Here is a 19,296-nt window from a genome sequence, read left to right as displayed (position 1 = left end):
AGTTGTGATTAAATTATCCTCATTTATGATACTAGGTATTGATTATAAATTCCGCTATAATAACTTGCCTTTCCTGTTAAGAGATACTGCCTAAATGCGTTTTAAGAGTGTACTACGCTTTTGCTCACCGCCAGCACGCCCATCGTGCCAAGACTCTGTTTCGTATAAATTGGAGCGTAGCTTACATTGTTCATCTCTGAATACTGAAACTCAGCGTAGTGTTATGAAGCATTACAGCATTGCTCGCTCGCAGCAGGGCGCTTCCACATTGGTGTTAGCGTTATTTGTGATTGCGATATTGGTGACAGCAATTGTCGCATTAGTATTTGGTCACAAACTTGGTTATCAACGTGGCTATTATTCAATGCAAAATGAAACCCAGCAAGCAGTCATTACCAGCAAAGAGTCTCTCCAAGAGTTAAAAGATCTACGCGTCAGTCATAAAATAGCGACCAATGAAGTTGCTACTTCTAAACAAGAGCTAGAAATAAGTTTGGCAAACTTAAAAGAGTTACGCGAAAATCAGCAAGCCATCATGGTTGAAAATAGACAGGTAGCGCAGCTGAATGACCTCTATGCTGAGATTGTGAGTGAGAAGGGCGGCATGCCTTTACAGATACTAGGTGCAAAGATTGAGCCCTTACCTGAAAATGCATTTGAATATGGTTTCGATATAGGTATGCTCGCAAGTGATGGTAAAGCCAAACGTTTGAATCCAACGCTGACTTTGCTTGATGATGATGATTTTGTAGAAGTGCCATTAGAGCCCGTCAGCTACACGATTGAAGGCGTGACGCGTATACGTGGTCGCTTTACAATGCCAGCGGGTTTCAAGCCATTGCAAATCAAGCTAAATCTGAAAGCCGCTGGTCAAGAAGTCGAGCAGCTGTATGATTGGAAGCTTGGTGCTAAAGTTGACAATATGCCATTATCACTGTTAGATTTGCCAGACGTCGATGAAAGTCCTATTGAGCCTTAAGTCTTATTGAGCATTAGTTGTCGTAGCTGCTAGCCAGATATCTAGTGCTACCCCTTATTTTTAACGATTTGATAGTCTCTTAAAGATAACCATTCATTAAACCTACTGATTCATCTGTATTCCAATTATGATAAAACAAACGATAGCAAGAGCGACGCCAATTACATCAGATTGGCACTTTCCACATATACCCATGCGTCTTGCGCAAGTGGGTGAGCCTGAAGGTGAAACAGCCCCACAGGCTGATGTATTGGTAGCAGAGCCGGAAGTCGCCAAGCCGCCTATGTATGCTGTGGTGATGTATAATGATAATTACACGCCGATGGAATTTGTCGTCTATATTTTACAATCTGAATTTCGTCATAGTATGGATTCGGCCGTTGAGATTATGTTGACGATTCATAATAGCAGCAAAGGTATTGCTGGTATTTATCCTAAAGATATTGCTGAGACCAAGGCCAAAAAAGTTAACAGTCTGGCACATCGTGAAGGGTACCCATTATTGACCCAAATCGAACCGCATCAAGGCGAGTAAAGCCTTACTCTAATTTTTGATGACGCTCATTTATCTTCAGCTCACTATGTTCTACCTATATATCTTTAATATTTTCAATAAAATATATTCTTTTAGTGTTTTTAGAGCAAGTTTATTTAAGCACAAACTTGCTCTGCACCTCTCTTTTTTAAACTAGCTTAGACTTTCTTATATAACCGCTTTTCTCATTACTGCCTGTATTTATTCTCTTTTTACATTATTCAAATTCTTGAATTGTCTGTAGCTTTAGTACATGCGCTCTATTATTGTTGAATGAATATTATCATTGAAAAATGGTCTAGGGACACTTCGATACATTTTAGTATGTGTTAATAGATTGACTATATCTGAGTATCATGTTGAGATAAAGACAAGTGAGTATCATAGCCAAGCCATAGAAGCCATTATTTAACAGCGTCATTTAATAATACTCATATTGCCCTTGAACAATCCATCTACCGCCCTGATTTACTTACTAACTCATTCATAAAGCTATCAATTATAAAGATAGGTATAACCGTAGGAAGTCGTTATGTTAAGTCGTCATCTTGAAGTTTCTTTGCGTTTAGCAATGACACTTGCGCGCCAAAAATCGCATGAGTATCTCACTGTTGAACATCTTTTACTGGCACTCTTAGAAAATACGCACGCTGCCAACACATTGACGGCCTGTAATGCAAATGTCTCAGCACTACGTACTGAGCTTGAGGCTTATATTAATAAGCATACTCCAACGGTCGATCCTGATACTGAGCAATCCCCGCAGCCGACCCAAAGCTTCGATCGTATTCTACAAAGGGCAATTTTTCATGTGCAGTCTATTGGTGGCGGTCGTTTGGTTGAAGGGTCGGATATTCTGGTGTCAATGTTTTCAGAACATGATACTTATGCGGTTTATTTGCTCAAAAAACAGGGCATCAGTCGTCTTGAGCTGACTCAGTATCTATCACATGGTCAAGATAAAGATGAGCCATCTGAGCCGCGTGCTTCTATGACGGGAGAGCGCCGTAGTAGTGCCTCAGAGAAAACCAGTAAAGATCCATTGGTTGAGTTTGCGACCAATTTAAATCAGCGTGCTGCTGAAGGTAAAACGGATCCATTGATTGGGCGAGGTCCTGAGATTGAACGCGCCGCGCAAGTTTTGTGTCGCCGCCGCAAAAATAATCCACTATTGGTCGGTGAGCCGGGTGTTGGTAAAACCTCTATTGCTGAAGGGTTGGCGTGGTTGATTATCAATGATAAAGCCCCGAAACCACTGAATGGTTGCGTGATTTATAGTCTTGATATTGGCTCATTGATTGCGGGTACTAAATATCGCGGCGATTTTGAAAAACGTATGAAATCGCTATTAGATGCATTAAAGAAAAAACCCAATGCTATCTTGTTTATTGATGAGATTCATATGATCATTGGCGCTGGCTCATCAATGAGCAGTAATATGGATGTGTCCAACCTGATTAAACCCGCACTTGCCAATGGTGAACTGCGTTGTATCGGTTCAACCACTTTTACTGAATACCGTCAAGTGTTTGAAAAAGACCATGCCTTATCGCGTCGCTTCCAAAAGATCGACGTGAAAGAGCCAAGTGTTGATGATACGATTGATATTTTGCGTGGTCTTAAACCGCGGTACGAAGAGTTCCATAATGTTGTCTATACTGATGAAGCACTGGTTACAGCCGTTCAATTATCAGCGAAACATATCCATGAGCGTTTTTTGCCGGACAAGGCCATTGATGTTATTGATGAGGCTGGCGCTTATAAGCGTTTAGGGGTCGTGGCTGATGCAGACGATATAGAAGCGGAAGAAAGTTTTATTGCTGATATAGAGCAAGAGTTTGATGCACAGATTGAGGCTGATATTGACGGTCTCGACAGTGATACTTATAGTGATAACGAAATGCAGGATGAGGCAGATATTGCAAAAGCCAATGATCGTGCAAAATCGTCTGTTGATAAGAAAGCAAAAGGAAAGCGCGCTCCGATAAAAATTGATGTAGCAGATATCGAAGCGATTGTTGCCAAGCTTGCACGTATTCCGCCCAAGTCAGTATCTAGTGATGATAAGAGTATTCTTCAGCATCTAGATCGCGACCTTAAGCATCTAGTATTTGGGCAAGATGAAGCGATTGCGACTCTAGCAGATGCGATTAAGCTGTCTCGTGCTGGTCTGAAAGCACCAGATAAGCCAATCGGCTCATTCATGTTTGCTGGTCCGACAGGGGTTGGTAAAACGGAAGTTTCTCGTCAATTGGCAAATCTGTTGGGTGTTGAGCTGGTGCGCTTTGATATGTCAGAGTACATGGAAGCACATACCGCTTCACGTTTGATTGGTGCGCCTCCAGGTTATGTGGGTTATGATCAAGGTGGTCTATTGACTGAAAAAATCAATCAGCATCCTCATTGTGTGTTACTGTTTGATGAGATCGAAAAAGCGCATCCGGATGTCTTCAACTTGTTATTACAAGTGATGGATCACGGTACATTGACAGATAATAATGGTCGGGTTGCTATCTTTAAGCAGGTCATTGTTATTATGACGACCAACGTCGGTGCTGAGAGTATCAGTCGATCTTCTATGGGCTTTACCCAGCAAGATCATAGCCGTGACAATACAGAATCGCTCAAGCGTGTGTTTACTCCGGAATTCCGTAACCGTCTTGATGCTATTATCCAGTTTAATCCGCTTGATACCTCAGTCGTTGTATCCGTGGTTGATAAATTCTTGGTTGAGTTACAGGTACAACTTGACGATAAGCAAGTTACTTTAGAGATTGATGATGAGGTACGTGATTATCTGGCAGCTAAAGGCTATGATCGCTTAATGGGCGCACGTCCAATGCAGCGCCTGATTCAAGACGAAATCAAAAAGCCTCTGGCAAATATGATTCTATTTGGTGATTTAGTGAATGGTGGGGTTGTACATTTAACCTTGGAGCCAGAGGCATCAGATGGTAATACTGTGAAGCTTGATAAGTCGTCAGATAAAGGGTCAGCGGATAGCCGTATTATATTGACTGTTGTTGAGACTCATGAGCCACGTCCAGACTCCGAATCATTAGCCAGTTAGGTTATTTTTCGCACTATGATAAAAACGGTTACTGCGGTAACCGTTTTTTTATTGCTAATATATATGACAACGCAACCCTAATATTTTGTTAATATCAACCTTAACGCATCCTGATAACAAATAAAAAAGGATTCATCATGGAATTATTTGACGTACAACCCACAAAAACAGTCGCGCAAAAGCAAGCGATTCTCGACAATGTACGCTTGCCAGAAGATTGGAAGCAGGCGTTGTCAGAAGAATTAACTTCTGACAATATGGATAGCTTGCGAGCTTTTTTAAAAGAAGCCTATCAGTCAGAGGATGGTATTTATCCCCCAGCACAGCTGATATTTAATGCGTTTAATTTAACACCTTTATCACAGGTGAAAGTTGTTATCTTAGGGCAAGATCCTTATCATCGTCCTGGACAGGCAATGGGGCTGTCCTTTTCTGTCCCTAAAGTGATCCCAAAGCCACCGTCACTTAACAATTTATTGAAAGAGATGGCGGACGATATTGGCATCAAACCTTCAGCACATGGTGATTTAACGTATTGGGCACAGCAAGGCGTATTATTGTTAAATAGCTCTTTGACAGTAAGAGAAGGCGAACCAAACAGTCATCAAAATCAAGGCTGGGAGAAGTTCACTGATGCGGTTATTGATGTTATTAATGAGCAGACTGAACATACTGTGTTTATTTTATGGGGCAGTAAAGCTCAGAAAAAAGGCAAGTATATCAATACTGATAAACATCTGATTTTGACGGCAGTACACCCATCACCACTTGCTGCTAATCGTGGTGGTTTTTTTGGTTCTAAGCCGTTTTCAAAAACCAATGATTATCTGGTGCAATATGGTCAAACGCCTATCGACTGGCAATTACCACAGTAAATGAAAAATTTTCTAAACGCTAATTTAGTGCCTTACCAGCTAATACATAGTCCATTTACTAATGGTAATCCGCTGATAGGTGAGCAGATTAAAACAGCTCTATTTTGGTCAGTTGAGGATATCAAGTGGATGAAAGAGGCGCTAAAACTTGCCAAGCAAGGCGCTGAGAGAGAAGAGGTGCCAGTAGGAGCTCTGTTGGTACATAACCAGCAAATTATTGGTCAGGGGTTTAATGAGCCGATTGGACGCTGTGATGCGACGGCTCATGCTGAAATCGTAGCGTTAAGAGATGCTTGTACACGCTTAAAGAATTATCGCTTGCCCCTAAAGACGACCTTATATGTGACTTTAGAACCCTGTACCATGTGCATGGGTGCGATGATTCATGCACGTGTAGATAGGCTAGTATATGCAGCGCATGAGCCGAGAGCAGGGATGCTTGGTAGTCAAATGAACTTGGCTGAACAGCCTTTTTATAATCATCGTATGCAAGTCGATGCAGGCTTGTGCCGTGAGCACAGCAGCCAGATGCTCAAAGATTTTTTTCGGCAGCGTAGAAAAGTGGCAAAAGCCAATCGCAAGATAAGCGATTAACAAGATATGATTCTTGCTGCTAGTGATAGGTCGCTTTGTTTGCTATAATATCGCCCTATTTACTTATTAATAGAGTGATTTTCTTATAATGCTTTGATAAGTAAGTGAAAAATGCTTTATTGATACTTTTATAATTATTTATGTGGTTGTAGAAATTGCCGACTTTAAGTGAGTATTATGACTGTTGCCAACCCTAACGCGAATACTAACAGTGAGAAGCCCTCATTGCGTTATCCTGTTATTTGTATTGATGGGCCAAGTGGCGCAGGTAAAGGCACAGTTACATGGCGCTTAGCACAAGCTTTAGGGTATCAGCTACTTGATTCAGGGGCGTTATATCGTATCGTTGGACTTAAGGCGTTTGAAGCTGGATTGATTACTGCTGATGCAAGCCAAACCATTGATGAGATGGCTGTATTAGCGTTAACTCAAAGCTTAGAGATTGCTTTTGTACCTAACAATGCATCAGGACGTGTCGATATTATCGTAAATGGTGATGCAGTAGGTGAGCAAGTTCGTAATGAAACGGTTGGTGGTTACGCATCACAGATAGCAGTATTTCCAAAAGTTCGTCGAGCATTGCTAACGCTGCAACAAGATATGGCAACTCGTTCAGGATTGGTTGCGGATGGTCGTGATATGGGTACAGTCGTGTTTCCAGACGCTGACGTCAAGGTATTTTTGACTGCCAGTGCTGAAGCGCGTGCCGAGCGCCGTGTAACACAGCTACTAAATGCTAGTCAAATAGCAGATTTTGAAGCGATTCTAGCGACGATTAAAGCCCGTGATGATCGTGATGAAAACCGTACAACGGCACCATCAAAGCCTGCAGCAGATGCGCTATTATTAGACAGCTCTGACTTAGATGCTGATGCGGTTTATAAGCAAGTAAAACAATATTGTCAGGATAAAGGTATTTGCTTCAATAGCCAATAATAACAAGGTAGTAAGTATGAAAAGGTTTCCTATAGGATTGATTTTAGTATAAAATTACAGTAGTAGATGCCAGTAATCTTTAGAAAAAAATGGAATCTACTGTTTAAAGGTCATAATTTAAAAAATATAACGCATTTTAATATAAGACAGTTGTTGCTAATGAGTTTGCTGAGGCATTCGCTTATTAGCAACAAACGTTTTTATATATGACTGCATAGGATATAAAACCAGTATTCTCGTTTTATACAGTCATAAATTTGATCCGTACTGTGCTGGACAGGATACGGCTATACAAAGGTAGACATAATGGAATCATTTGCTGAACTATTTGAAGCGAGCATCGAAGAAACAGGTCTGGATATCGAGCGTGGCTCGGTTATTACTGGTACTGTTGTCGCCATCGATAACGACTGGATCACTGTTGATACGGGTCTAAAATCTGAAGGTATCGTCGCTCGTGAAGAGTTTTTAAGCGAAGAAGGCGAACTTGAAGTTGAAGTTGGCGATACAGTAGACGTAGTGGTTGAAGCGGTTGATAACGGTATGGGTCAAACCTTACTGTCACGTGAAAAAGCCAAACGCGTTGAAACTTGGAATTTCCTTGAAAAAATCTCTGACAATGATGAGATCGTAAAAGGTATTATTTCTAGCAAAGTAAAAGGCGGCTTTACTGTAGATATCGGTTCAGTACGCGCTTTCTTGCCAGGTTCATTGGTAGATGTACGTCCTATCCGTGATACGACGCATCTAGAAGGTAAAGAGTTAGAATTTAAAGTTATCAAACTTGATCAAAAACGTAACAACGTTGTCGTTAGTCGCCGTGCCGTTATGGAAGCTGAAAACTCAGCTGAGCGCGAAGAGCTATTGAACAAGCTTGAAGAAGGTATCGAGATTGAAGGTATCGTTAAGAACCTAACTGATTATGGTGCATTCGTTGATCTTGGTGGTATTGATGGTCTATTACACATCACTGATATGGCATGGCGCCGTATTAAGCACCCATCTGAGGTTGTTGAAGTTGGTCAAGATCTTAAAGTTAAAGTACTTAAATTTGACCGTGAGCGCAATCGCGTCAGCCTAGGTCTAAAACAACTAGGTACTGATCCTTGGGATAACGTTGGCGGCACATACCCAGTGGGTAGCGTTGTTAAAGCTCGTGTAACCAACTTGACTGATTATGGTTGTTTCGCTGAAATCTCTGAAGGTATTGAAGGTCTAGTACACGTATCAGAGATGGATCATACCAACAAAAACATCCATCCGTCGAAAGTTGTTCAAGTGGGTGATGAAGTTGAAGTAATGATCCTTGATATCGACGAAGAACGTCGTCGTATCAGCTTAGGTATCAAGCAAACTCTAGCCAATCCATGGGATGAGTTTGATAAGAAACATGAGCGCGGTGATAAAATCACTGGTACGATCAAATCAATCACTGACTTCGGTATCTTTATCGGTCTAGATGGCGGTATTGATGGTCTAGTTCACTTGTCAGACATTTCTTGGAATGAAACTGGTGAAGATGCTATCCGTAACTACAACAAAGGCGACACCGTTGAAGCAATGGTATTGTCTGTAGACTCAGAAGCCAATCGTATCAGCCTAGGCGTGAAGCAATTAACTTCAGATCCATTTAACGAATACCTAGTCAACAATGACCGCGGTGCTATCGTTAATGGTAAAGTAAAAGAAGTAGACGCTAAAGGCGCTACTATCGAACTTGCTGATGAAGTTGAAGCGTATCTACGTGCCTCAGAGATTCAACGTGACCGCGTTGAAGATGCGACTAAGCATCTAACTGTTGGTGATGATGTAGAAGCGAAAATCATCAGTGTTGATCGTAAAACACGTAATATCAGCCTGTCTATCAAAGCGAAAGACGAAGCTGAAGAGCGTCAAGCGATTAAAGAGTTAAGTAGCACAACTACGACTAGTACTGCTGCTGGTTCTGATGCACAACCAAAAACAATTGGTGACTTGATCAAAGAACAAATGCAGTAAGCTATTTACCGCTAATGTTATAATCTTATAAAAGAAAGCGACTCCGGTCGCTTTTTTTTATGGCTAAATTTTAGTATTAACGATAATTGATACAGTTTTTTCCTTGATAGAGGAACTCTTGTTTCCAATTTCCTTCAATATCCGCTATCATTTACAACATCGAGTAACGAGATGTAAAATCAGATCAAAGTCATTATAAATGAACAGATATTTAGTCAACAATCGCGTGGTTGTCAGCTAATATTTTATAATATCTGTGGTGATCATTTTAGTTATTTCCATCATCTTATCTATCAATGAACAAGGCAAGTATGATAATGCAGCAAACAATCAATAAGTCCGAATTTATTAGTAATCTGAGTGCAAATTGTGACACGATGACAGATACCGTTGTCGATGACGCCGTACGCGAGATATTAAACTTGATGACTCATACGCTCGCCAATGATGGTCGAGTAGAAGTTCGTGGGTTTGGCAGTTTTTGTCTTCATCATCGCCGTGCTCGTATGGGTCGCAATCCTAAAACGGGTGAAAGCGTACCAGTACCTGCAAAAGCAATTCCGCATTTTAAGCCAGGCAAGGCATTACGTGAAGCTGTAAACGAAAAAGTAGCAGGCGGCCAATAAGCCAGTTGAAGTAATATAAGATATTCTACCGATCTACTACTAAAGTATGAGCCGATTTTTCTTATTTATACTAACCCTTTTATGACGTAGTAATCTCAATCAGTATGGCTTAGTTTTTATCCATTTATCTGTTCTATTAAAAACTTAAGGAGACGTCTGATGCGTATTTTATTATTAGTGCTGCTATTTTTGAGCTTCGCTTACTCGCTAGGTTTGGTATTGGCAAACAATACTGAAGTTGGCGTCAATCTTTTGTTTTCGCAAGCACCAACGATGAATTTAGGCTTGCTAATGATACTTTGCCTCATACTTGGTATCGTTATAGGTATCTTGTTAGCACTACTAATTTTCCGTGTTTTGCAAAATAAGTGGGAAATATCGCGTCTACAAAAGGCAAATACCAATTTGCAAGAGCAGATAACCCAAGCCAATATGGTGATTGATCGTCAAGCGAATGCGCCTACTGTAGAAGAAGCTGTTTATGGTGCAACAGCGGTCAATGTACAGGATACGACAATGCCCAATGCTCATCCCAACGCCAATGTGCATGATGGGTCAAGTTTGACCAAGCAAAAACGCGATTACTAATAATTTGTAATATGCATTTTCACTGCTGATTATAAATATAATAATTTGATAAACCTGATATAAAGAAGCATAACAATGAACAACGCAATTAATTCTCCTGTCATCGTTGCATTAGATAATATGACAAAGGATGCCTCTCTTGCATTAGCTGACCAATTAGATCCGGCATTATGCCGATTGAAAGTAGGTAAAGAGCTGTATACCCGCTGTGGCCCTGAGATAGTCAAAGCACTGCATCAGCGCCAATTTGAGGTTTTTTTAGACCTTAAATTTCACGATATCCCCAATACCACTGCACAAGCAGTATTGGCTGCCGCTGAGCTTGGTATATGGATGGTCAACGTCCATGCAAGTGCCGGTTACGATGCGATGTCATTGGCAAAACAGCGCTTGCTAGATAATGATTTTGACACGCTATTGATAGCAGTGACTGTCTTAACATCTATGGACAATGAAGCACTCATACAAACGGGCATCACCGACGGCTTAGAGGCACAAGTGAGCCGCTTAGCACAATTAACCAAGCAAGCATGTCTTGATGGTGTAGTATGCTCAGCACAAGAAGCAAAGGCATTAAAGGCATTATGTGGTCAGGACTTTAAACTGATTACGCCTGGTATCCGTCTGCTAGATGATAATGCTGATGATCAAAAGCGTATTTGTACGCCAAAACAGGCATTACTTGATGGCTCTGATTATTTGGTGATAGGGCGCTCAATTACTCAAGCAGTAGATCCTGCAGCGAAATTACAGTTAATACTCCAAAGTCTCTAATTTTTCAATCAGATACTTCAGTCAAAAAGTAAAAAGACAGCCTAATCCGCTGTCTTTTTACTTTTTGTACCTAGATGAAAAGGTGCTAAACTATTTATGTTTATTTAATGATATAGGCTGCTATGAAATTACAGATTTTGAGTGACTTACATATTGACAGTTATATACGTCAATCCCATCCGATAGGGCATATTCCCAAAACCGACGCAGACATCATACTGGTGGCGGGAGATACAGCAAATAGCGATATTGGTATGCCATGGCTACAAGAGCAAGCAGCGCGCTTACAAGTCCCTCTAATCACTATCGCTGGTAATCATGAGTACTTTAATGAAGACGTGCTGCATTTTGATAAAAAGCTGGCGACTTGGGACAATTATGATAGTGAATCAAAGCAGGGCGTACGATTTTTGCAGTGTCAGCATATTGATATCGGAGAGGTGCGCATTTTAGGTTGTACGCTTTGGACAGATTATCAATATCAAGCCAATGAAGAGACTAGGGCAGTGGCAATGCGCTTTATGCGTGACTACAAACAGATCTATGCCGGCAGCGAGCTGTTTTCACCTGAAATGTCGATACAGATTCATGCTAAGCAGCGTCAATGGCTTAAACAAGCATTGATAACGGCAAAAGCACTGGGCAAAAAAACCGTGGTGATGAGTCATCATAGCATCAGTCCATTATCTGTCTCTGAGAAGTATGCTGAGCTACCAAGTAATGCCGCATTTATCAGTGATTTATCAAGCTGGATGTATGAAGAGTGGGCACCAGCACTATGGGTGCATGGGCATACGCATGAGGCATTTGATTACCACATTCATAAGACGCGCGTTATCGTCAATCCGCGTGCTTATCCAAATGAGGTTAGTAGTACGGCATTATCGTTTACATGGGATAGAGTGATTGATATCGGTTAGTCAAACGTAATAAATATAAGTCTTTCTTTTTTGATTTCACCGTGTCATAGCGTTTCAGTTCTCATAAAATTAACGGGTCTGCTCTCAATATATTTGCTTTAGATTATATTGCAATTGGACTTATATTTGGTTCATTCCTGTCGAAAAATCTGATAGGCTTGTGTGATGAGTAAACTTCCTAATAACACCACATCGAGCCTATCCGCTGAGAAGCTTGCGAGTCATACTCCAAGTGCACCAGCGCCCTCACATCTTCCTGATAGTATGATGTCGTCGGTCAGGTTGTTGCCTGAAGATAAGCGCCTGATTTTATTTACCAGACATTCTCTGCGTGAGCGCTCTGATGGTAATGGCTTTGCCAGTTATCAGCTGCCATTGACACCCAAAGGTCGTGTATTGGCAAAATCTTGGGGTCGTTGGTTGGCAGGACATCTGCCGTATTCGCTCGATGTTGATAGCATCTCAAGCCCGATTGGTCGCTGTCTTGATACGGCGCAGCTAATGCAAGAAGGGGCAGGACTACGGCGTGATATCGCTCACCAGTCATTGTTGGTTGAGCCTGGTAGCTTAGTGACCGAACCTGATATTGCAAACCCCATCTTTAAAGAGATTGGTGTTCTCAATTTTATCAATCGATTCTTGCAAGGCAATCTTGAAGGCACTAAAAACGCTTATCAGGGCGGTCTCGATATTCTGTCGCTTTTTTATCAAAATCAGCCGCAACACGGGCATCTAATGCTCGCTGTCAGCCATGACACTTTATTATCTGCATTCTTAGCAGTGATGTTTGATGTTGTTGAGATTGATTGGAACGATTGGCCAAAAATGATGGAAGGGGTATTTTTGTGGTTTGATGACAAGCCATTCGAGCAGGCAAGTGCGTATTTTGTCTGGCGCGGTGAAGTTTATGTACGTCCAATACACACTTTGCTTGAAGCCTACCGTACTGCTGGCTTTCATCCAAATAAACTATTATTGCCACCAGAAGTAAAATGGACATAAGCGTTATTTACGAAATTATTAATTACTTTCTGAGCAGGCATAAAAAAACCTTGCCCCAGTATTAGAACCAGTGACAAGGTTTTAGTTATGATGTTATCGAAGCATCATACGGTCTAAAGGCAACCAATCTTAAGCTAGTAAGCCTTTGATGGTTTTGTTTAGGCGGCTCTTACGACGAGCAGCTTTATTCTTATGAAGAATACCTTTGTCAGCCATACGATCAAGAACCGGTACCGCTTTTTTGTAAGCTTCGGTAGCCGCGTCATAATCTTTAGCAGCGATAGCCGCGTCAACACGTTTCAAATAAGTACGAACCATAGAGCGTTGTGACGCAGAGTTCTGACGACGTTTGGTGTTTTGACGGGCGCGTTTACGAGCTTGTGCAGTATTAGCCACGCGAATCTCCTTGATAAAGACAGATAAAATTATGAATGTGGATTGCAATAAAGGGTTTAACCATCATCGATAACGAGCAGCCGTCTCGCCGAACATGATGTCGATGCCTACTATTAAAGTATCTGATAGTAATAAATCATCGCAAGCGCCAAAACTGTTTGGAATAATTAAACAGTGTTGACGTGTAAAGCCGGTTATCTTAGCAAATTATCGCCCTTAGGACAATAAGTTTGATGATTAATGCTTAAAGAAGTTACGGCATTACGTGGATGAGCGGGATTTTATGCCTTTAATAGGTATTTATAAAGGTATTTATCATAATATTGAGTAAGTATTTGAGTCCAAACGAGCGTATGAGCTGAGTAAAACTGTTTGCTGATAAAATCTCTTACAATAAATCATGCATAATAGCCTCGATGATTGATTAATTTAGGTATGATACTACAGTGGTCAGCGTCACCGACGGGCTTTAAAAAGTCACATTTTTGACGATCATAAGTATTCCAACACTCTATAAATGGATAGGATATGCAGCGAAAAGCAATGGTAATAGGTGCAACGGGATTGGTCGGGCAACATCTTGTAAAGCAGCTGAGTGAGATTTATGACACATTGATTGTGATTGCACGGCGTCCGCCTCGTTACATCAATGCGAGCATGCGTTTTTATCAGGTAAATGATTTTGACAACTTAGCCGAAATCTTTGCAAGCATTGGCGCTGATCGAAAAACGGATGCTTTTAGTTGCTTGGGCACCACCAAAAAACAAGCGGGTAGTGATGAAGTTTTTCGCAAGATTGACCATGATTATAATGTTGGTTTCGCCAAACTTTGCCAAGAGAAAGGCGTTGAAAACTTCTTTTTATTGTCCTCGATGAATGCTGACATCAACAGTCGCTTTTTATATAATCGAGTAAAGGCTGAAACGGAAGAGTCCATAATGGCATTAGGGTTTGCCCAATTGGTTATTTTCCGTCCATCATTACTACTTGGTAAACATAAGGGTCGCCCGCTTGAAAGTCTGGGACAAAAAGCCTTTCAGCTTATCTCGCCATTGGTGTCCGAGTCATTATCCTTACATCCTATTTCAGCTAAGCGTGTCGCTAGTGCCATGGCGATGAGCGCCCATGATATCTATCATCGCAGTAAATACCGCAGCGAACCCGTGATTAAAACCACTGATATTATCGAAAATAAACAGATGCTTGCGATGACCCGCGTAAAACATTAAGCTATTAATCAGATAAATTTTACATTTATTACTACTATAATAAATAGCCTAAGTAATGTTTAAGTTCAATAAATCAAAACAATTTAACCATAACAGACAAGGAGTCTCACCATGCCAGAATCAGCAACAATGACCAAAGAAAACTTTGTAACTTGTGATTTATTAGATGCCAATCCTGAATCACAGGTATGCCTGCCTAATATCGAAGGTAAATCGTTTTATAGTTTTGGCGGTAAAGATAAATTCTGCGGTGAGATTGTGACCGTCAAATGTTTTGAAGATAATAGTCGCGTCAAATCGTTGCTTAGCAGTGATGGTAAAGACAAAGACGGTAATGGCAAGGTGTTGATCGTTGACGGCGGTGGTTCGATGCGTTGTGCGCTGTTAGGCGACATGATTGCACAGTCGGCTATTGATAATGGCTGGGCAGGGGTCATTGTATATGGCTGTGTTCGTGATGTTGATGATATGGCAGCAATGGATATCGGGGTCATGGCGCTTGGTTGTATCCCGCGTAAATCAAATCGCCGCGATGAAGGTCAAACCGATCTTGAAATCAGCTTTGGTGATTTAACGCTAAATTCTGGTATGTTTGTCTACGCAGACAATAACGGCATTATCGCTAGTGACAAGCCATTAATTTAGAGGCAAAGTCTGTTTTTGAAGAATTCCCTATAAAGACCTTGGCTCGCAAGCTAAGGTCTTTCCGTTTATCAGCCCTATTCTTAGCCATAAATCTTTATTTTATAAAGTGTTTGGCTCTTGGTGTTTTCTATAATAATGCTATGTGACAAACCGTTACGGCATAAATTTTGGTAATTGCGCAAATATTCGTATAATAGCTTTCTGACTCTTAACATTGATCTTACCCTTTATGCCTATCACTGCTTTGACTGACGCCTTTGCCCCGATTAACCAGCAATTATTCCCTATCCAAAATGCCCAGCGTCGCTGGCTTGCACCTGTGCACGGTGCAGTCAGCAGCTTATGGCTGGCAAGTTTAGTACAAGCACCTATATGGAATGTTGCCGAGCGTCTAAAAGTCGTAGTGACGCGTGACCAAAATCAGCTGAATCAAATAGAGACAGAATTGGCGTTTTGCGGCGTGGATGCTCATGTATTTCCTGATTGGGAGACGCTGACCTATGATGAGTTGTCACCGCATCAAGATATTGTCAGCGAGCGTATCAATTTATTAACTGATATGCCAACGTCAGGCGTGCTATTGATATCTGTGCAAGCATTAATGCACCGCGTCGCACCGCCAAGCTGGTTAATTGGACAGCATTTTGATTTAAGTGTTGGCGATCAATTTGATATCAATACCCAACGTACCTTATTAGCAAAAGCAGGTTATCGAACGGTAGACAACGTTTTTGAGCCGGGGGAATTTGCGGTACGTGGTAGTATCATTGATATCTTTGCCATGGGTCAGCCATTCCCGCTACGTCTGGACTTATTCGATGATGAAATCGAAACGATTCGCTTCTTTAATCCGCAGACCCAACGGACATTAACTGTCGATGACCTAAAAGTCATGATGAGTGGCAACGATAGTAGTATGGGCAAAGAGTCATTGTCGCTACTGCATAAACTGCCAGATATCTCAAAGCCTATTAAACAGTTTCAGATCCTACCCGCAAAAGAGTTTCCACTTGATGAAGGGCGTGAAACCTTTCGCACCAATTTTGCTGCCATGTTCCCCAATAGCAATAGCCGTAAGTTCGAATTACATAAAGATGTGATGGCAGGCATTGCGAGTAGCGGACTGGAATATTATCAGCCACTCTTTTTTGATTTAAAAGATTGGACGGTAGAGAGTAGTTTATTTGCTTATCTGCCAAGCGATACGCTATTCATCACTGATGAGCTAATTAACGAGAAACAGGCGGATTATTGGTCCCAAATCCAGCGCCGCTATGAAGAGCGCCGTCATGATATTGATAAGCCTATTGTCGCCCCTGAGTTGCTGTATTTATTGTCAAATACTCTTAACGAGCATCTCAATCATTATCCACGGGTGATACTCAGTGCACTTAATGAACTGTCGACAATGAATGATGCATCTGCGATTGACGAGACAGTATTGGAGAGTCCATTACAGTTATCTGAGCAACCACAGTTAGATTTTGTTCAGAATAAGCAACAAGGCTTGGTGACCTTAAGTGCGCAAGAGCCACCGCAGTTGGCCGTCAATCATCAAAAAGCAGAGCCACTTACTGAGCTGCTAGCGTTTTTAGAGCTACAAGCGCAAACAGCAACACCAGTATTGATAGTATCTGAGACAGCAGGTCGTCGTGAGATTCTTATTGAGCTGTTTAAGGGTAAGATTGAGATCAAGGCTTATGACAGCTTTGAGGCATTTTTAGCTGCCGATAAAACTACTGGTCTTAATGCTAAAAAGCTGCCACAGGTTGGGCTAACGGTTGCGCCTATTGAACGTGGCGTCTATGTGCCAGAGCGTTTGGTATTAATTAGTGAAACGCAATTATTTGGTCGGCAAGTGCTGCAAACGCGCCGCCGTCGCCAAAGCGGTGTATCAGAAGAGTTCTTGGTTAAAAGCGTGACTGAAATAACTGATGGTAGTCCAGTCGTTCATATTGAGCATGGCATTGGACGTTATAATGGTTTAATAACCTTAGATGTCGGAGATGGTGAGCAAGAATTTATTCACCTAAAATACGCTGATGATGCCAGTATTTACGTGCCGGTTGCCAATCTGCAAATAATTAATCGCTATAGCGGCGGCGACCCAGCGCTTGCGCCATTGCACAAGATTGGTAGTGGAAAATGGGACAAAGCTAAACAGAAAGCGCTTGAGCAAATCCATGATGTCGCAGCTGAGTTGCTTAATATACAAGCACGGCGTGAGGCAAAGGTCGGTATTCATTTTAAAATAGATATCTCGCAATACGAGCTGTTTGCTAGTCAGTTTGCCTTTGAAGAAACACCGGATCAAGCCAGCGCTATTCATGCAGTCATGGAAGATATGAAGCAGAATCAGCCCATGGATCGTCTCATCTGTGGTGATGTAGGTTTTGGTAAAACGGAAGTAGCCATGCGCGCGGCATTCATTGCGGTCAGTGCTGGTTATCAAGTAGCGGTGCTGGTGCCGACTACCTTGCTAGCCGGTCAGCATGAAGACAATTTCCGCAATCGTTTTGCTGATTGGCCAGTACGTATTGAAACGCTTTCGCGCTTTGGCGGTAAAAAACATCAAGACACTGTGCTAACAGACCTTGAGGCAGGCAAGGTTGATATCGTCATTGGTACGCATAAGTTATTACAGCCCGATGTAAAGTTCTCTAATCTAGGTCTAATGATTGTTGACGAAGAACATCGCTTTGGGGTGCGCCATAAAGAGCGTATTAAGGCGATTCAGACTGATGTTGATAGTATGTCGATGACAGCGACGCCCATCCCGAGAACGCTCAATATGGCGCTCTCGGGTATGCGTGATATGTCGATTATTGCCACGCCACCAGCCCGTCGTCTTGCGATTAAGACCTTTGTCATGCAGAAGACCGACGCTTTGATGAAAGAGGCTATCTTGCGTGAGCTGTTGCGTGGTGGTCAAGTTTATCTATTGCATAACGATGTGGCCAGTATTGAGCGTATGGCAGAGACCATACGTGAACTAGTGCCTGAAGCGCGAGTAGGGGTCGCTCATGGGCAAATGCAAGAACGTCAACTAGAACAAGTCATGCAGCAGTATTATCATAAAAAATTCAATGTGCTAATTTGTTCGACCATTATCGAAACCGGTATTGATGTACCGAATGCTAATACCATTATTATAGAGCGCGCGGATAAGTTTGGTTTGGCTCAATTACATCAGCTGCGTGGTCGCGTGGGTCGAAGTCATCATCAAGCTTATTGCTATCTACTTGTACCGTCTATTAAGGGGCTTAAAGGAAATGCCAAGCGCCGATTGCATGCTATTGAGCGCGCTAACACATTAGGTGCAGGTTTTATGCTGGCAAGTGAAGATTTGGAGATTCGCGGTGCTGGGGAAATACTTGGTAAGCAGCAAAGTGGTAATATGCAGGCAATTGGTTTCAGTCTATATATGGATATGCTGGAGCGAGCAACGAAGGCGATTAAAGCCGGTAAAGAGCCTGATTTAAGTACACCATTATCACTAACCAGTGAAATTAATCTGCATAGCTCGGCACTGATACCAGAAGAGTATCTGCATGATGTGCATCAGCGTTTGTTATTTTATAAACGTATTGGCAATGCCGATGATAAAGAGGCACTGACTGATATTCGAACTGAAATGATTGATCGTTTTGGTGTTTTGCCAGACCAGACCAAGCAGTTATTTGCGGTTCATGGTCTACGCATACAAGCCGAGCCTTTGAAAATTAATAAAATTGATGCTAATAGCAGCAGCATGACCTTAGAGTTTGCGCCTGATACACCCGTTGATGCGTTAGCGATTATTAAATTGATTCAAAGCAACGGGCAGCGCTATCGTATGAATGGTGCTTCTGGCATTCGCTATCAGGATGCTGATAAATTGGCCACACCGCAGCAGCGTGTCACGGTGATTCAAGAGTTATTAAGCTATTTTAGCAAGCATATGGTGGTAGAGCAGGTTTAGGATATTCAATCATCACTATATACCATGGAAAATAGCTGTTTAACCTTTACCTTATAGACTAAGAGATTTAAAAAGCAGGACATTTAGACAATAAATCATGACGCTATTTTATCGATTGGATAACTGATAAAATAGCGTCACTGTATTTTTACCTTAAATATCTGTTT

General features: G+C 41.7%; 16 protein-coding genes. 15 read left to right on the top strand and 1 reads right to left on the bottom strand.

Annotated elements, in window-relative coordinates:
* Positions 1-94: 94 nt before the first annotated feature.
* The 12 genes from FQ083_RS08845 to FQ083_RS08790 all read left to right on the top strand — a co-directional run bounded on the left by FQ083_RS08845 (position 95) and on the right by FQ083_RS08790 (position 12,897).
* Complete coding sequence (locus tag FQ083_RS08845) at positions 95-979, top strand: hypothetical protein (protein ID WP_149409583.1); 885 nt, start codon at positions 95-97, stop codon at positions 977-979.
* 127 nt (positions 980-1,106) lie between these two features.
* Positions 1,107-1,514, top strand: a complete 408-nt coding sequence (locus FQ083_RS08840; protein ID WP_011514003.1) for an ATP-dependent Clp protease adaptor ClpS — start codon at positions 1,107-1,109, stop codon at positions 1,512-1,514.
* Positions 1,515-2,046: 532 nt separating this feature from the next.
* Positions 2,047-4,584 (top strand): ATP-dependent Clp protease ATP-binding subunit ClpA, encoded by a 2,538-nt coding sequence (gene clpA, locus FQ083_RS08835; RefSeq protein WP_149409582.1) that lies wholly within the window; start codon positions 2,047-2,049, stop codon positions 4,582-4,584.
* Positions 4,585-4,721: 137 nt separating this feature from the next.
* Positions 4,722-5,459 carry a uracil-DNA glycosylase gene (locus tag FQ083_RS08830; RefSeq protein ID WP_020443774.1) on the top strand — a complete coding sequence of 246 codons (738 nt, stop codon included), beginning with the start codon at positions 4,722-4,724 and terminating at the stop codon, positions 5,457-5,459.
* Entirely contained in the window at positions 5,460-6,053 is a 594-nt protein-coding gene (tadA, locus tag FQ083_RS08825) for a tRNA adenosine(34) deaminase TadA (protein ID WP_133104461.1), read from the top strand. It abuts the gene before it with no gap.
* A 177-nt stretch (positions 6,054-6,230) separates the two neighbouring features.
* Complete coding sequence (cmk, locus tag FQ083_RS08820; protein ID WP_133104462.1) at positions 6,231-6,989, top strand: (d)CMP kinase; 759 nt, start codon at positions 6,231-6,233, stop codon at positions 6,987-6,989.
* Positions 6,990-7,295: 306 nt separating this feature from the next.
* Entirely contained in the window at positions 7,296-8,987 is a 1,692-nt protein-coding gene (rpsA, locus tag FQ083_RS08815) for a 30S ribosomal protein S1 (RefSeq protein ID WP_011513998.1), read from the top strand.
* Between the two features lie 317 nt (positions 8,988-9,304).
* Positions 9,305-9,613: an integration host factor subunit beta gene (locus FQ083_RS08810; RefSeq protein WP_041753160.1), complete on the top strand. Its 309-nt coding sequence runs from the start codon at positions 9,305-9,307 to the stop codon at positions 9,611-9,613.
* 159 nt (positions 9,614-9,772) lie between these two features.
* Positions 9,773-10,201 (top strand): LapA family protein, encoded by a 429-nt coding sequence (locus FQ083_RS08805; RefSeq protein WP_133104463.1) that lies wholly within the window; start codon positions 9,773-9,775, stop codon positions 10,199-10,201.
* 75 nt (positions 10,202-10,276) lie between these two features.
* Complete coding sequence (pyrF, locus tag FQ083_RS08800) at positions 10,277-10,975, top strand: orotidine-5'-phosphate decarboxylase (RefSeq protein ID WP_133104464.1); 699 nt, start codon at positions 10,277-10,279, stop codon at positions 10,973-10,975.
* 122 nt (positions 10,976-11,097) lie between these two features.
* Positions 11,098-11,895, top strand: coding sequence for a metallophosphoesterase (locus FQ083_RS08795; protein WP_011513995.1), 798 nt, complete (start codon positions 11,098-11,100; stop codon positions 11,893-11,895).
* 165 nt (positions 11,896-12,060) lie between these two features.
* Positions 12,061-12,897 (top strand): histidine phosphatase family protein, encoded by an 837-nt coding sequence (locus FQ083_RS08790; RefSeq protein ID WP_011513994.1) that lies wholly within the window; start codon positions 12,061-12,063, stop codon positions 12,895-12,897.
* Between the two features lie 129 nt (positions 12,898-13,026).
* Here FQ083_RS08790 and rpsT read toward each other — a convergent pair whose 3' ends face one another.
* Complete coding sequence (gene rpsT, locus FQ083_RS08785; RefSeq protein WP_011513993.1) at positions 13,027-13,293, bottom strand: 30S ribosomal protein S20; 267 nt, start codon at positions 13,291-13,293, stop codon at positions 13,027-13,029.
* 528 nt (positions 13,294-13,821) lie between these two features.
* On the opposite strand from rpsT, the gene FQ083_RS08780 reads away from it, so the two are divergent.
* The 3 genes from FQ083_RS08780 (at position 13,822) to mfd (ending at position 19,129) form a co-directional block, all read left to right on the top strand.
* Complete coding sequence (locus FQ083_RS08780) at positions 13,822-14,523, top strand: NAD-dependent epimerase/dehydratase family protein (RefSeq protein ID WP_149409581.1); 702 nt, start codon at positions 13,822-13,824, stop codon at positions 14,521-14,523.
* A gap of 129 nt (positions 14,524-14,652) precedes the next feature.
* Positions 14,653-15,168 (top strand): ribonuclease E activity regulator RraA, encoded by a 516-nt coding sequence (gene rraA, locus FQ083_RS08775; protein WP_188004100.1) that lies wholly within the window; start codon positions 14,653-14,655, stop codon positions 15,166-15,168.
* 229 nt (positions 15,169-15,397) lie between these two features.
* Positions 15,398-19,129: a transcription-repair coupling factor gene (gene mfd / locus FQ083_RS08770; RefSeq protein ID WP_149409579.1), complete on the top strand. Its 3,732-nt coding sequence runs from the start codon at positions 15,398-15,400 to the stop codon at positions 19,127-19,129.
* The last annotated feature ends 167 nt before the right edge of the window (positions 19,130-19,296 follow it).

The sequence above is a fragment of the Psychrobacter sp. ANT_H59 genome, assembly GCF_008369225.1.
In the GTDB taxonomy this organism is placed as follows: Bacteria; Pseudomonadota; Gammaproteobacteria; order Pseudomonadales; family Moraxellaceae; genus Psychrobacter; species Psychrobacter cryohalolentis.
This window is presented reverse-complemented; position numbering and strand designations above follow the sequence as displayed.

Excerpts from the sequence above, each read along its gene's own strand:
- rraA (WP_188004100.1), top strand. The coding sequence starts at position 14,653 with ATGACCAAAGAAAACTTTGTAACTTGTGATTTATTAGATGCCAATCCT.
- rpsA (WP_011513998.1), top strand. The coding sequence starts at position 7,296 with ATGGAATCATTTGCTGAACTATTTGAAGCGAGCATCGAAGAAACAGGT.
- clpA (WP_149409582.1), top strand. The coding sequence starts at position 2,047 with ATGTTAAGTCGTCATCTTGAAGTTTCTTTGCGTTTAGCAATGACACTT.
- FQ083_RS08790 (WP_011513994.1), top strand. The coding sequence starts at position 12,061 with ATGAGTAAACTTCCTAATAACACCACATCGAGCCTATCCGCTGAGAAG.
- FQ083_RS08780 (WP_149409581.1), top strand. The coding sequence starts at position 13,822 with ATGCAGCGAAAAGCAATGGTAATAGGTGCAACGGGATTGGTCGGGCAA.
- pyrF (WP_133104464.1), top strand. The coding sequence starts at position 10,277 with ATGAACAACGCAATTAATTCTCCTGTCATCGTTGCATTAGATAATATG.
- FQ083_RS08830 (WP_020443774.1), top strand. The coding sequence starts at position 4,722 with ATGGAATTATTTGACGTACAACCCACAAAAACAGTCGCGCAAAAGCAA.
- FQ083_RS08805 (WP_133104463.1), top strand. The coding sequence starts at position 9,773 with ATGCGTATTTTATTATTAGTGCTGCTATTTTTGAGCTTCGCTTACTCG.
- cmk (WP_133104462.1), top strand. The coding sequence starts at position 6,231 with ATGACTGTTGCCAACCCTAACGCGAATACTAACAGTGAGAAGCCCTCA.
- FQ083_RS08840 (WP_011514003.1), top strand. The coding sequence starts at position 1,107 with ATGATAAAACAAACGATAGCAAGAGCGACGCCAATTACATCAGATTGG.
- FQ083_RS08845 (WP_149409583.1), top strand. The coding sequence starts at position 95 with ATGCGTTTTAAGAGTGTACTACGCTTTTGCTCACCGCCAGCACGCCCA.
- FQ083_RS08810 (WP_041753160.1), top strand. The coding sequence starts at position 9,305 with ATGCAGCAAACAATCAATAAGTCCGAATTTATTAGTAATCTGAGTGCA.
- tadA (WP_133104461.1), top strand. The coding sequence starts at position 5,460 with ATGAAAAATTTTCTAAACGCTAATTTAGTGCCTTACCAGCTAATACAT.
- FQ083_RS08795 (WP_011513995.1), top strand. The coding sequence starts at position 11,098 with ATGAAATTACAGATTTTGAGTGACTTACATATTGACAGTTATATACGT.
- mfd (WP_149409579.1), top strand. The coding sequence starts at position 15,398 with ATGCCTATCACTGCTTTGACTGACGCCTTTGCCCCGATTAACCAGCAA.